The organism is Metaclostridioides mangenotii (assembly GCF_017873185.1).
Taxonomy (GTDB): domain Bacteria; phylum Bacillota; class Clostridia; order Peptostreptococcales; family Peptostreptococcaceae; genus Metaclostridioides; species Metaclostridioides mangenotii.
In genome coordinates this window covers 133,142-147,450 of sequence record NZ_JAGGJX010000003.1, presented here as the reverse complement: position 1 = coordinate 147,450, position 14,309 = coordinate 133,142, and the positions used below count along the sequence as shown (strand labels likewise).

Genomic DNA, 14,309 nt, shown 5'->3' with positions numbered 1-14,309 from the left:
TTACAGTAATCTTTTCTGATAAGCTTTAAGATTTTCGTTTAATTTTTTATTTTCTTTTTCTGAATGCCATTTAACAGCAAGCCACATCATTGCAAATCCCCATATCATAAATGTATAAAATACAACCGCACACCACTTAGGGAAACCTACAAACCAAGCAAAGCCTAAAGAAAATCCAAATGTAACAATAATCGAAAATACCATCCATATAAAGGCTCGTTTAACTGTGACTTTCTCATAGGGAATAATTATATGTTGGCTAAAACCTATTAAGAAACATGCAATCATCATTTGTATAGCTGTAAATAAATCTATAGTTATTTTTTCTGGAACTGCTAGACCTAAAAACAAATACAAGACTGAAAATGCCAAAAAATAAACTCCCGAAGTTGTCTTTGCTTCATAAATAAATAGATAATACCTCTGAATAAAATCAAAAGCTTTTTTACCTTCCATTTAAAATCCTCCTTATTACTTTGTATTATACGATTCCTAATTTACTTTTAAATTCTTGTACGTAGTGTCTCGAGACGATTAATTTTTCATCTGTTTTAAGAGTTACTTCTATCCGCCTATTAGACATACTTCTTAATTTTTTAATATATTTCAAGTTAACTAGCTGTGATTTCCCAATTCGTATATATCCCATATCTGTATACTTATTTTCTAAATGAGCTAGTGAATCCTGTGAATCGAAAATATCATCTTCAGTATAAAGTATAGTCTTACCATCTAGAGTTTCTGCATAGAAAATTTCATCTGGCATTAACATAAAAACTTCACCATCTCTATGTGCTACTAACTTTGTAGTCCTGTCTTTTAGAAATGCTAATATATCAATCATTTCATCATCTAAATGAGCACATTGTAATATGATTTTATTCTCTTCACAAGAAGTATGTTCAACTATAATTTTCATAGATCCTCCGCGTATAATAATCGTTCAGATTTTATCTGTATTGCTTCTGACTAGCATTTTATAATTAAAAGTATTTATATAATAAATTGAGTATACATTGCTAATTTATTTATTACAACTAGCAATACTGTAAGGTGCCAAATACTGATTCTAAGTTGCCAGTTCAAAAATTATGCCATTTTTAAAATAGATCTAAGTAGAAAGTTTGATACTAAAAAATAAAAAGAACCAGTACAACATAAAGTATTTCATATGTTCTATTGGATCTTCTTAATCTGTCTAAATTGTTTTAAACCTTTACAAATCTATATAGTTTTTATTATATCTTCCTTTATCTCTTCTCTTATATCTAGATTATCCTCGATATTTATGTAATACTTTTTAATTGTGACAGGGCTTTCCCCTAGAACATAGATAAATCCATCAAAGTATACTGACTCTTCAATATCATGTGTAACAAATAGCACAGTTCTCTTTTCTCTAGATATTATGCTTTTAAAAGAGCTCATTATATCCATTTTATTAATAATATCTATAGATTTAAACGGTTCATCCATAATTATAAGTTTAGAAGGCTTTGAAAGTGCTCTAGCTATATTAACTCTTTGTCTCAGACCTCCACTTAGTTTTTGAGGATAAAAATTTCTATACTCCTCTATCCCAACCATTTTTAGGTACTTCTCACAAATTTTTTTAACATCTTGTTTATTGTAATCGTTTTTTAATACAAATTCTATATTTTCTTCTACAGTAAGCCAATCGATTAACCTATCTTCTTGAAATATATAACTTATAGAGCCTAAATCAGCACCTTCAATTTCTCCGCCATCTTTATTCTCCATCCCTGAAATAATTTTAAGAAGTGTAGTTTTTCCACAACCAGATTTACCTACTAATGTATTTACTTCATTTTCTTTAAAAGTTATTTCAAAGTTTTTAAATATTGTCTTTTCACCATAACTTTTATTTAAATTTTTTATAACAATATCCATCTACGCCATCCACCTAAACAATGATTTTCTACTAAAAGTTTGTATCCTTTCTAATGCAAATGAAATTAAAGCAATTATTACAATCCAAGCAAATATAGCTTCTGTATTAAAATTCATTTTTTCATACTGAATAACTGTACCTATACCATACTCTGGCTGCCCATGCACTTCTCCCGCGATAACTACTTTAAATGCCAATGAGAAAGATGATATAAACATGCCTAAAATCTGAAATTTAATTGCAGGAAAATAAATTTTTCTTATTATCTCTAGTTTGTTTACCTTATATACTTTAGCCATCTCTACTATATTCTTATCAACTCCACCTATCGAGCTAATTACTGCATCGTACAAAAGTGGAAATACGATAAAAATTCCAACTATGTATGGAGCATTATTTTTATCAAACCAAATAAGAGATAGCACCACTAATATCATAGTAGGTATAGATGTTGCCAAAGCGTTTATAGGTTTTAACATATTTTTTATAAGTGAGTTAAATGAAGATAAAACACCCGTTATCAAAGCTAAAATCAGAGCTATAAAGAAACTAACTACTGTTCTATACATAGAATAATAAATATTTAGAAAGAAATCCTCTTGTCTTACAATTACCCCTAAGTTGGATACGACAGTCTCAACAGTTGGCAGATAAATGCTATTGTCAATTATCTTTGCTGCGATCTCCCAAATTGCAATAAGCAAAATAGTTGCGATAAATACTTGAGATCTATTTTTCCATGAAGATGCCTTCATCTGGTACACTTCCTCCTAATGATTTCGGATTACTCTCAAATAAGTAGTTATAATAAGTAGTGTACTCTTTTTTTGTATCGCTAATAGGTACATATTTTAAGTTAGCTCTCTCTATTGATTTTTCTATCATAGGTTTTTCTGTAGAAACTCCTATCTCTGCACAATAACTTGCAAGTTCACTTTTATTTGAGTTTGCCCACTCTACACTGTCATTTACTTGTGTTAAAAACGATTCTACAAATTCTTTATTATCCTTTAAAAAGCTAGTCTTTACTATTACTGTAGCCTGAGGGAACCCGTACTTTGAATCATTCAATTCTTTGTATTCATCATTTAAATTTTTAAATATTTTTACATCTTCCTTTTTAGTCATCAAAGCGCTAAGCGCTGGTTCTGGAACAACAGCTATGTTTGCTTTACCTGAAATAACCATAGGGACCAATTCACTAACTGCATTTACATAATCTAAGGTAACATCGCTTTTTACATCTAAATTTCTATCTTTTAAAATTGTCTGTGTAGTTATATCTGGAGTCATACCTTTACCAATATTTAAGATAGTCATTCCTTTTAAATCATCATAACCGTTTATGTCCTCTGTAGACACCAAATATAAAGATCCAAAGCCTGTAGTTCCGGCTATAGAATAGTCCTTAGTCTTGTTATATGCTATTGCAGCCATGTTTGAAGGTACTATGGCAATGTCTGCTTCTCCTTTCATAACTGTGGTAGACAATTCGTCTGGAGTTGCTTTTATACTGTAATCAACTTTATAGTTTTCTTTTATTTCTGGTTTCTCTTTTATAAGCTTAGCTATAGACATCGTAGGTAGACCATCTGGGGATGCAATTGCTACAGTTTTTGTTTCTGGCTTTGGTTGCTCTTTAGCGCTTTTATTATTGTCACTATTAGAGCATCCAGCTAGTACACCTGTGCTTAATACAATACTTAATAATAACGTTGATAACTTTTTCATTCTTATTCCTCCTACACCCTTGTAATTTTATTATATTTATCAATAAATTCATTATAATCTAAATGAGCAAACCAATCATCATTAGGATATGTAAAATTGAATTTATTTTCTACTTTTTTTATAGAATCAAAAGTTTGTATTGGCATCTCTTTAATTATACTACTATCTATAAATCTGTGTACCTTTGTTTCTCCATATTTATACCATATACCTTGTATTACACTTGTGCCAGCCGAATTATTTATTCCTCCAAATACAATTTTTTTATCAAAGTTTTTATTTAGTAGTTCTTCTATCGTTGTCGGGATTCTTTAAAGGCACTCTTATTACAACCAACAAAAGCTATTTTGCTTTACAAGATAGTGCTAAGTATGTATAATTAAAATTAATCTAGCTACTTTGTTAAACAACATAGTGTATCATGAAGGAGGTAAGCGACTTGGAAAGCGATTATAAAATATCATCTCAAATGCTTAAAGGCATTCTTGAGGGCTGTATTTTAGTCATTATAAAAAGAGATTTCGTTTATGGGTATGAAATGAATGAAAAATTACAGCAATTTGGATTTTCAGCTGTATCAGAAGGAACTATATATCCTTTGCTTTTAAAACTCCAAAATAAAAAATTAATCATAGGAGAGTCAAAACCTTCCCCGGACGGACCAAAGAGAAAATACTATAAACTTACAGAACTCGGCGAAATCGAATGCGATATTTTTACACAACAATGGCAGATACTTGATAACTGTGTAAATAATCTATTAAAAGGAGATGAAAATAGTGAAAAATAAAACTACGTATAAAATAGAAAAAAATAATCAGCTAAGAAAAGAGTTAAATAGTGAAAATGAAGAGTACTATGATGATTTGTTAATATATATGCGTTTAAAAGGTGGGCTTCTTTATGATGACGATCAAATTGAAGATATACTATTAGTTATACTTGATGATATGACAGATGCCCAAAGAGATGGTATATCAGCATCTGATTATTTCAGTAAAAATCCTAAAGAAGTAGCAGATGCAATGATGAAGGAAATAACTCCTTCTTCATTATTATCAAGATTCAAATATGTAATGATTGTATTTGGTTTTTATTTTCTAATGACGGTTTTTACAAGTTTAGTTTCTCCTGATAAAAGCTTTGACATCGGTAAAATATTCGTTGGTTTTTTAATAACATCGGTATTTGTAATGTTTATTTTAAATAATGTGAAACAATCTATCTATGAAGAAGATAAAAATGAAGGTAAAACTTTTAACAAGGTTAAATTATATATAGTCCCATTTTTAGGTGTATTTTTACTACTTCTTTCAAATTCACTTTTACCAAATATACTTTCTATTACAATTGATGGTCTATTTGGAATAGCATTTATTATAGTATTACTTATTGTGGCATCTTGGTATTGCTTAAAACGAGGAAATGAACTATTTAAACCCTCTTTATCTGTTATATACACTAGTGCATTAATATCAATCTGTTATAGAATTCCAGAAGTATCAACTTATTTTCAGTCTAGAAGTGGAAAAACAATTGTAGTTGCAGCTTTGGTTATAAGTTTATTTATGTTTTATTTCTTTACACATAAGCTAATTAAAAATAATAAGTAAATATAAAATTAATATAAAAAAACCTTTTAATCTAGATATAAGACTTTAAAAGGTTTTTTTATTTCAATAAATATTTACATATATAAACATTTTAATCTATTTACATGTTCTTAATTTTCTAATTATCTTTAAATATTTTATGATTAATTGTAGGTAGAATTACCACAAACTCACTTCCCTTGCCTTCAACACTGTCTACATAAATACTTCCTCGATGTAAATCTACAATAGACTTTACAATTGTAAGTCCAACACCAATTCCACCAGTTCCCTTGCTTCTCGATTCATCTACCCTATAAAATCTCTCAAATATATAGTTTAATTTTTCTTTAGGTATTCCTATTCCATCATCCTTAAAGTGAATTTTTATGTTGTTATTTTCTCTATACGCTCTTATATTTATATTGCCATCTTTATTTGTATATCTAATAGAGTTTGATAGTAAATTCACTACAACCTGAGTTATTTTCTCTTTATCTAGATACATGCTTATACCTTCTATATCAGAAGTTATATTTATATTCTTTTCGAGCGCACAACCCTGATTGTTGTAAATTGCATTTGTTATAACACCAGAAAGATCTACTTCACTAAACTCTAGTTTACTTTTTTCACTGTCAAACTTAGCTAGATTTTTAAGCTCATTTACTAAATGCGTAAGCCTTATGACTTCTTCATTTACGCTATTTAGCCTCTCTTTACTAGGTTCCCATATTCCATCGATCATAGCTTCTACATGTGTCTGTACGTTTGTAAGAGGTGTTCTTAGTTCATGTGCAACATCTGTAGTTAGTCTCTTCCTTAGATTTTCTTGCTCGTCTAATTTATGAGCTAGTCCATTTATTGAAGAAATTAAATTGTCAATCTCTGTTATATTACTTTCATACTCTAACTTCTGTTTATATCCGCCTTTTCCCATATTATTTGCCATATCTGAAACAACTTCTATCGGTTTAGAAATTTTATTAGCCAAAACTATTGCTATTATAACAGTGAAAGCTGTCATAATAATTCCTAATATTATTATCACTTTATTTATTTCCTTTAGAAAATCCACATCGTTATCCATATAATAAAGTGAACCATATGATCCTACAGTTGCAATTCCAATAGGTTTATTGTTTTCATCGAAAAGTTCATGCAACTCAACAGTGTAATCTCCGCTCCAATCATTGTGCATGTTGTTCATATTATTTCTTATACTTCCCATAACCTCATGGCACCTGCTCCTATTGCTCTGCATTGCACCCCAAACTAAATTTTTATTTTGATCGTATACTTCTACAAATATTCCTTTAGAAATAGCATTATTTCCAAGCTTTTTAATGCTAAGAAAATCCCACTTATCGTCTTCATAGTCAGATTCTATAGAATTTAATATTCCCAAAACTTCTTTATCGTAGTTTTTACTTATATAATCATTAAACTTCTTTTCAAGAACTTTATTTATAGATATCCCAATAGTTACTACAACTAATAATATTACAGAGACTAGAGTTAAAATTAGCCTTTTATTTAAACTTATCTTCTTTTTTCTATAATCCAAATTTATAACCTACTCCATATACAGTTAGAACAATCTTTGACTTTTTAGTATCCTTTTCTATTTTTTGTCGTAAGTTTTTTATATGGGCATCTATAATTCTATCAAGTTTTTCATAGTGTTCATCGATAGTGAGTTCTAGTAATTGCTCTCGATTAAATATCCTTTTTGGGTTTTTAGCCAAAAGCAATAAAATTTTATACTCCGTATTTGTAAGAATGACAATTTGTCCTCTGACTGCTACCTCATGTAAAGCTGTGTTTATTTCTAATTCATCTCCAAACTTTATCATATCTCTATCTTCAGTATCCAACTTTCTGAAAACAGCCTTTGCTCTAAGCACAAGCTCTTTTACATTAAATGGCTTACACACATAATCGTCACAACCAGTATTAAAACCTTCTATTTTATCTTCATCTTCTATTTTAGCGGTCAACATAATTATATGAACCTTTGATGTTTCCCTTATCTTCTCACAAATTTCTTCTCCACTTATATCTGGAAGCATTCTATCTAAAATAACTAGATCAAACTCATTTTCATAAAAATACTCCATTGCCTGAGTTCCGTTATTTGCAACTGTACAGTTATATCCTTCTTTATCAAGATAGGCCTTTACGACCTCCGTTATCTTAACTTCATCATCTACTATAAGTATGTTAAACATTTTAATCCTCCCTCAACTATTTCTATATAGGAATCCTTAAATCAAATATATCATACAATTGTAGATACTTTATGAATTTTTAAGTTTAATTCTAATTGAAATCAATAAAAACACCTACACATTATTTAGTGTAGATGTTTTTGAAATTTATAGCATTTAAATTAATAACTTTTTACTAACGACGACAACTTCCTGGTCCATTACAATTTCCCCCATTGTTGTTTCCATTATTGTTATCGTAGCCTTGATTATCTCTAACTTGGTTGTTGTAGTTATTTTGATTGTTTCTATCAGGACTATTTGTTTCTAGGTTATTGTTACTATTGTTATCTAAAGTTTCAGCTTGACTTATATTTTGATACAAAGTTTCAAATTTTGCACTTTCTTGTGCAGTTCCTTGATTTGATGTATTAATTGCTGAATTTGTATTATTTCTGTATATCTGATCATCTAACGGTGCTCTGTCATTTGCAAAAACATTCATCCCAAGAGAGCCTAATACTAAACCTAACCCCAATGTACCTATTAACGACTTTTTCATTCAACACACTTCCTTTATATTTATTCTTGTGTTTATACTAAACAATATTTATGAATAAATTATGAATGGTGTATTGAAATATCAATTTTTACTTATTATTTTTCATTTAATAGTCTAATATAATGATTCGCTTCACGCAATACGTGATCGGCTAATAATGGTAGTATAATCGATCTTATTTTGCACTCCGCTATACCCCTTGTGCCAGCTTCCTTAAAATCTCTATACTTTATAGTCTCTTCTAGCGTCTGACCTGTAATGCTAGGTAAGGTTGCATCACTAGCCTCCCTCGCTTCATTTATTAAATCATTAAATTGAATTGCATAATCATTAGCTGTATTGATTAAATCATTTTCTGTTGGATCGAGTAATCCTCTTATAAACAAAGCATGCTCCATCATTATCTGATCCCAGAAAAGCTCCATCTGCTTTCTATCTGTGTTTATATCTTCTCTATTTTCTATATTCATTAAAAGAGTACTGTACATTTGAGCTTCACGTAAGATATGATCGATTAGCAAAGGATAGTTTACTGTAAAGATATTGCAAGATAGTACATCATTTAATACCATAATTTTAAAATTAATTAAACCATCTATCAACATTCTTGCATTTGAATTGAGCTGCATTATATTTTGCAATAACTGTGGTGTTATTTGTGGATTAGTTCCACCTTGCAATTTTTCTTCCATAATTGTAATATTTGTATTAATTGGTATTCCTGTGAAATTTTCTGTTTTTTCTTCACTTCCAAGTGTATAGTTTGTAAACAACTCTCCTGAAGAAAGAGATTCTCTACTTACAATACCATTGCTTAGCTGGACAGCATGTAATAACAACGCTTCAAATTGCTGTTTATAATTCTCTGCCATTTTGGAGTGCTCAGCATTTTTGGGTGTAAATCCTGCTTCTAAAAAAAGTGAGTGTTCTTTCATAATTCTCCCAAAGTATAAATGAAGTTCTAAAGATAAAATTACATATTTTTGATCACTAATCATATCTAATCTCCTTCTTGTATTAAATCTATATTAACCCATCATTTTTAATAGTCTAATATAGTGATTCGCTTCACGCAGAACATGATCTGCAAGTAAAGGTTGAATTATAGAACGTATTTTACATTCATTGATTCCCTTAACACCAGCTTCTTTAAAGTCCCTAAACTTTACTGTTTCAGCTAATGTCTCAGAAGTTATATTATTTATCATTGTGTCAGCAGCTTGAGCTAATTTAGCTAATAATTGGCTATATTCTTTTGCAAAATCATTTGCAGTATTTATTAAATCATTTTCCGTTGGATCTAACATTCCCCTGATAAAAAGAGCATGCTCAAGCATTACTTGATCCCAGAAAGATTCAGTCTGACTTGCATCTGGTTTATCTATATCCTCTCCGCTTTCTAGCCTCATTAATTGAGTACTATACATATCGATCTCATGTATTAAATGCTGAATCATAAGTGGATAGTTTGAAGTCGTTATATTACAAGAGAGCACTTCATTTAACACCATCGTTTTGAAACTAATAAAAGCGTCAATTAATATTCTAGCATTAACATTTAGTTTTTTTACATTTTGATACATTTCAGGGGTAATATTTGGATTGGTTCCACTATGTAATTGCGCTTGCATCATAGTTATATTTCTGTTAATTGTAATCCCTGTGAAATTTTCTGTTTTTTGCTCACTTCCAAGTGTATAATCTGTAATCATTTCACCAGATGTTAGAAAATCACTGCTCACGATTCCATTGCTCAGTCTAACTGCATGATCCAACAGCCCTTCAAATTGCTGTTTAAATTGATCTGCCATTTTTGACTTATCAGAATCCTTTGGAGTAAATCCTGCTTCTAAAAAAATTCCGTGCTCTTTCATTATACGTGCAAAAAATAAATGTAATTCTAAAGATAATACAACGTATTTTTGTTCATTAATCATAAAAAATCTCCTTTCTTTGTCATAAGATTATATATGATTAAACATATTAATCTATGACAACAGAAAGGAGAGATTCTCTATTGAACTTACTTTTCTAAATTTTTAATTGATTTACATATTCTCAAGTAACTCTTTAGTTATTGGAAAACTAAAACTTTCACATATTAGCTTTATTATGAATCATTTATCAAGGTGTAACTATTATATAGTTTTCTAACTAAGATTAGTCTATAACAAAAAACAAGAGGCATTTACAATGCTTCTGGTTTTCTATTAATTCAAATTTAAATTGAAGCTTTTATACTATTGAGAATCCACCATCAACTAGTAGATACTGTCCACTTACGTATGATGCGCCTTCAGAAGCGAAGAATAGTAATGGTCCGTTTAATTCTCCTCTAGAAGCCGGTCTTCCAGCTGGGCAAAGCGCATTGTACATATTTAAGAAATCTTGAGCTTTAAAAAGTGTATCTGCTGTCATTTCTGATTCAAACAATCCTGGGCAAACAGCATTTACTGTAATACCATATTGTGTATACGATGCAGCCATACCTTTTGTTAGCCCAATTACACCTGCTTTAGTTGTATTGTATGAATGTCTCCACAATGCTTCTGGTTTGTCTGCTAATATAGCATTTATAGAAGCTGTATTTATAATTCTTCCGTACTTATTTTCTTTCATTATTGGTAAAACGTATTTACTCATGTGTATAATTCCTTTTAAGTTTACGTTTATAGCCTTATCCCAGTCTTCATCGCTAAGAGTTTCAACGCTACCATTGACAGCTATTCCAGCATTGTTAAAGAGTATATCTATTTTTCCATAGTGATTAACTATTGTATCAACAGCTTTTTTTACACTTTCTTCGTCTGAAACATCACATTGCACTGTAAATACTTTTCCAGCGCCTTTAGCATTTATTTCATCTGCAAGCTCATCTAATCTATCTTTTCTTCGAGCTAGTATTGCTACACTTGCTCCATGCTCAGCAAATGATCTTGCTGCATCTGCTCCTAATCCACTAGATGCTCCTGCTATTACTGCTACTCTATCTTTAAAATCGAATAAATTCATTCAAATCACCTTCCAAATAATATTTAATGTATTAACTATATATACCCTAATTATTACATTTTAACATAAATATGCAAAGAATCTTTTAAATATAGCCCACTTCAAGATTTTTGATATCTATATCACCATCTAACTCCTCAGTTTTTGGAAGAACATAAAGGAATACGGGAGCTAAAATAAATAACCTATATATCCACCAAGTTTATTTAACATTAAATCATCTACATCAAATATTCTGTAAGGAGCAATATAAATTCCATATAGACCTGTTAATTGAGTCAGTTCAAAGAATAATGATACTAAAAATGTAATAATAAGAGTTTGTTTTAAATTTCTCTTAAAAAAATATCGTAAGGAAATTCCAAGTGGCATCAATAAAATTGCATCAAAAGTAGCCTGTAAAAAAACTCTTTAAGATGTAAGGTTAGAGATTTAATTATAAACTTTTAAATATTAATAAAAGCTATAATTACATTGACATTAATAGACATAATTTATATTATTAAAACATAAATATTTATAATTAAACCTTAATTTAAAATAAAGGAAGTGTATAAATTGTATAACAAAGATAGTAACGAAAAAGTCTGTTACTGCAATAATGTAACGAAAGATGATATATTTAACGCCATACAAAATGGAGCTGATTCAGTAGAATCTGTAATAAAAGCGACTGGTGCTATGCTTAACAGCAACTGTGCTGTAAATAACCCAAAAAAGACTTGCTGCTATAAAGATATTGTAAAAGTTTTTAATGAATTAACCTAAGAAAAATCAGTAATGAATTCGAAGTACTAATGGACAAACAAATATGAAAATGTATAAGATGTAAGAAAAATTTTATAACATATTCCACAACGCTCTACAGGAACTAAAATAACATCTTACTGCCCTCTAACTGGCGCAGATGTCGCATTTAAGCTTCTTGAAATACTAACTTCTTATGGTGAAATGAGAATAGTAAAAACTGCAATTGTCTGGTAAATACATTATAATACTTAAAAGGATATTGTCTTAGATTAGCAATATCCTTATTTAGTCACTACTCAATTTTTAATTTAATCTATTATATTAAGACAGTTATATTTTTTATAATGTACAGTTTAATGAATTTTCTTCAGCAGGATTTACATGAACCATACAATGCTTTACTTCAGAAAAATTCATCTCAATAGCGTCATGTACTCCTTTAGCAATCTTATGCCCCTCTTCTAGAGTTAGACTTCCATCAGCTGATATTTCTATATCTACATATATTTTTGAACCAAATATTCTAGTCTTAATGTCATCTATTTCAATTACACCACTCTGACTTTTAATAATATCTTTCATTTTTTGAACTGTATTAATATCACAGGATTTATCAACCATTTTATTAATTGACTCTATAAAAATTTCATAAGATGCTTTTACTATAAATATACATATTCCAACACTTGCAACTGAGTCTAGAACCGGATATCCCATCCTAGCGCCAAAGATACCAATAAACGCTCCTACTGATGATAATGAATCTGATCTATGATGCCAAGCATCTGCCATTAGAGCTCCAGAATTGATTTTTTCAGCAGCTGATTTAGTAAACCAGTACATCCATTCTTTTACTATTATAGAGACAACTGCAGCTATTAGCGCCATTAATCCTGGAACTTGTAATTTATTATTATCTACCTCAAGTATTTTTTTAACACCTTCAAAACCTATACCAATTCCTGTAATAAATAAAATTACAGCCAATATAATTGACGCGACACACTCTAAACGTTCGTGTCCATACTGATGATTGTCATCTGCTTTTCTATTTGAGATACTTACACCAATAATTACTATAAATGTACTAAATACGTCTGAAGCTGAATGTATTGCATCTGATATCATAGCCCCGGAATTTGCAATAATACCAGCAGCCAATTTCCCTAATGATAAAATAATATTTACTATTATACTTATTATGGATACCCTCATAGCAATTTCTTTGCTATTTATATTGTTTGATTTTAATTGTTTCATAATAGCCACCTCCGATATTAAAATATCTCTATGGCACTTTCTAAAAATTTAAATCATTATTATTCCAAAATAAAAAACACCTATGGAACAATAATAGTAAACTACTGTCCCACAGATGTTAAATTCATCATCTGCTGCCACATTATCGTGACCCGGCTCCATGAATATAATATTCACAGCCTGCTCAGTTTGTACTGTAGATTTATATGCAGTGCAAAGAGTATTTATATATTATATTCAATAAATTGAATTGTGTCAATTAATTATATCAATCCTATTGTTTATTTTAAAAAATTTAAAGACTTCACATTATAATATCTTAGAACATACATTTTATTTAAATAAATAGCTGGTCATAGACAAACTCCCAGATAAACATCCTTCATTAAATACTTCAATATCATCGCTATTATTGTAGGCTCCTAAAGTATAAAGAATGGGATAAAAATGCTCTGGTGTAGGTACTGCTAACTTAGACAATTCATGTTTTTCAAAATCCACTACATTTTCGAAATTACGATTTAGAATTGAATCCTTTATATACAGATCAAAATCTTCTGCCCATGTAAAACCTTCATCAATATAACTCAATTTGCTTAAATTATGCACTACATCTCCACTTGCAAATATAAGTACTCCTTGATTACGCAAATCTTTTAGGTTTTTGCCTATTTCATAGTGTTCCCTACTACTTGCATATCCGTCTACACTCATTTGATATACTGGAATATTTGCTCCTGGATACATTTTAGCAAGTACAGACCAAGTTCCGTGATCAAGTCCCCAAGAGTTATCTACTTCTACTGAATTTTTTAGTAATTTTATAGTTTTCTCCGCACAATCTACAGAGCCTCTAGCCGGATAAACTATTTCATATAATTCTTTTGGAAACCCATACATATCGTATATCATTTTTGGATATTCCTCATCTTGAATTTTTGTACCTTTAGTATACCAATGGGCAGAAATAGCAAGTATAGCCTTAGGTTTCGGCAGTTTTTTAGTAATTTCCTTCCACCCTCTGGTGTACTTGTTGTCTTCGATTGCGTTCATTGGTGATCCATGTCCAACAAATATCATTGGCATTCTATCTTGGCTCATTTATATCATCCCCTCTTTTATAATCCTTCAATTTATTTTATTAGTTGTCCAATTATAATTTTTTTTATTTTATCTTTTATCATTTATATTTAATTGTCATAGCTAATCATAATTTACATCATAATAATAACTTAAGAATCCTAATTGTTATAATAATTAAATTTACCCCAATCTAGTTG

17 protein-coding genes and 1 riboswitch are annotated in these 14,309 nt (G+C 29.7%); of the genes, 3 read left to right on the top strand and 14 right to left on the bottom strand.

The genetic code is table 11. The annotated features are described in order from the left end of the window. From J2Z43_RS09300 to J2Z43_RS09280, 5 genes are all read right to left on the bottom strand, one after another. On the bottom strand, window positions 1-456 hold the full coding sequence (locus J2Z43_RS09300) for a hypothetical protein (protein ID WP_209456935.1): 456 nt from the start codon (window positions 454-456) through the stop codon (window positions 1-3). 25 nt (window positions 457-481) lie between these two features. Beyond that, window positions 482-919 (bottom strand): LytTR family DNA-binding domain-containing protein, encoded by a 438-nt coding sequence (locus J2Z43_RS09295; protein WP_209456934.1) that lies wholly within the window; start codon window positions 917-919, stop codon window positions 482-484. Window positions 920-1,224: 305 nt separating this feature from the next. Then, a complete protein-coding gene (locus J2Z43_RS09290; RefSeq protein WP_209456933.1) occupies window positions 1,225-1,911 on the bottom strand; it encodes an ABC transporter ATP-binding protein in 687 nt (228 codons plus the stop codon). Continuing rightward, complete coding sequence (locus J2Z43_RS09285; RefSeq protein ID WP_209456932.1) at window positions 1,912-2,667, bottom strand: ABC transporter permease; 756 nt, start codon at window positions 2,665-2,667, stop codon at window positions 1,912-1,914. It abuts the gene before it with no gap. Further along, a complete protein-coding gene (locus J2Z43_RS09280; RefSeq protein WP_209456931.1) occupies window positions 2,642-3,643 on the bottom strand; it encodes an ABC transporter substrate-binding protein in 1,002 nt (333 codons plus the stop codon). The genes J2Z43_RS09285 and J2Z43_RS09280 overlap by 26 nt, the downstream gene beginning before the upstream one ends. A gap of 439 nt (window positions 3,644-4,082) precedes the next feature. Here J2Z43_RS09280 and J2Z43_RS09275 point away from each other — a divergent pair, with 439 nt between their 5' ends. Together J2Z43_RS09275 and J2Z43_RS09270 are read left to right on the top strand one after the other, a co-directional pair. Beyond that, window positions 4,083-4,433 carry a PadR family transcriptional regulator gene (locus J2Z43_RS09275; RefSeq protein WP_234926306.1) on the top strand — a complete coding sequence of 117 codons (351 nt, stop codon included), beginning with the start codon at window positions 4,083-4,085 and terminating at the stop codon, window positions 4,431-4,433. Continuing rightward, window positions 4,423-5,256: a DUF1129 family protein gene (locus J2Z43_RS09270; RefSeq protein ID WP_209456930.1), complete on the top strand. Its 834-nt coding sequence runs from the start codon at window positions 4,423-4,425 to the stop codon at window positions 5,254-5,256. The genes J2Z43_RS09275 and J2Z43_RS09270 overlap by 11 nt, the downstream gene beginning before the upstream one ends. Window positions 5,257-5,374: 118 nt before the next feature. Here J2Z43_RS09270 and J2Z43_RS09265 read toward each other — a convergent pair whose 3' ends face one another. The 7 genes from J2Z43_RS09265 to J2Z43_RS15445 form a co-directional block, all read right to left on the bottom strand. After that, window positions 5,375-6,802, bottom strand: coding sequence for a HAMP domain-containing sensor histidine kinase (locus tag J2Z43_RS09265; RefSeq protein WP_209456929.1), 1,428 nt, complete (start codon window positions 6,800-6,802; stop codon window positions 5,375-5,377). Continuing rightward, window positions 6,792-7,466, bottom strand: a complete 675-nt coding sequence (locus J2Z43_RS09260) for a response regulator transcription factor (RefSeq protein ID WP_209456928.1) — start codon at window positions 7,464-7,466, stop codon at window positions 6,792-6,794. Before J2Z43_RS09260 ends, J2Z43_RS09265 begins: the two co-directional genes overlap by 11 nt. Before the next feature lie 175 nt (window positions 7,467-7,641). Continuing rightward, on the bottom strand, window positions 7,642-8,007 hold the full coding sequence (locus J2Z43_RS09255) for a hypothetical protein (RefSeq protein WP_209456927.1): 366 nt from the start codon (window positions 8,005-8,007) through the stop codon (window positions 7,642-7,644). Between the two features lie 95 nt (window positions 8,008-8,102). Continuing rightward, on the bottom strand, window positions 8,103-9,005 hold the full coding sequence (locus J2Z43_RS09250) for a DUF2935 domain-containing protein (protein ID WP_209456926.1): 903 nt from the start codon (window positions 9,003-9,005) through the stop codon (window positions 8,103-8,105). Between the two features lie 30 nt (window positions 9,006-9,035). Continuing rightward, window positions 9,036-9,944, bottom strand: coding sequence for a DUF2935 domain-containing protein (locus J2Z43_RS09245; RefSeq protein ID WP_209456925.1), 909 nt, complete (start codon window positions 9,942-9,944; stop codon window positions 9,036-9,038). A 298-nt stretch (window positions 9,945-10,242) separates the two neighbouring features. Continuing rightward, complete coding sequence (locus J2Z43_RS09240; RefSeq protein WP_209456924.1) at window positions 10,243-11,019, bottom strand: SDR family NAD(P)-dependent oxidoreductase; 777 nt, start codon at window positions 11,017-11,019, stop codon at window positions 10,243-10,245. A 171-nt stretch (window positions 11,020-11,190) separates the two neighbouring features. Further along, entirely contained in the window at window positions 11,191-11,394 is a 204-nt protein-coding gene (locus tag J2Z43_RS15445; protein WP_408631522.1) for a VanZ family protein, read from the bottom strand. A gap of 183 nt (window positions 11,395-11,577) precedes the next feature. Between J2Z43_RS15445 and J2Z43_RS09230 the strand changes: the two genes are divergently transcribed. Further along, window positions 11,578-11,787 (top strand): (2Fe-2S)-binding protein, encoded by a 210-nt coding sequence (locus J2Z43_RS09230; RefSeq protein ID WP_209456923.1) that lies wholly within the window; start codon window positions 11,578-11,580, stop codon window positions 11,785-11,787. 321 nt (window positions 11,788-12,108) lie between these two features. On the opposite strand, the gene J2Z43_RS09225 is transcribed toward J2Z43_RS09230, so the two are convergent. Next, window positions 12,109-13,029: a cation diffusion facilitator family transporter gene (locus tag J2Z43_RS09225; RefSeq protein WP_209456922.1), complete on the bottom strand. Its 921-nt coding sequence runs from the start codon at window positions 13,027-13,029 to the stop codon at window positions 12,109-12,111. Between the two features lie 102 nt (window positions 13,030-13,131). Then, a riboswitch (NiCo riboswitch) is annotated at window positions 13,132-13,227 on the bottom strand. Between the two features lie 135 nt (window positions 13,228-13,362). Beyond that, the gene (gene ygiD, locus J2Z43_RS09220) at window positions 13,363-14,130 is read right to left on the bottom strand and encodes a 4,5-DOPA-extradiol-dioxygenase (protein ID WP_209456921.1); all 768 of its coding nucleotides are present in this window, start codon (window positions 14,128-14,130) and stop codon (window positions 13,363-13,365) included. Window positions 14,131-14,309 lie beyond the last annotated feature (179 nt).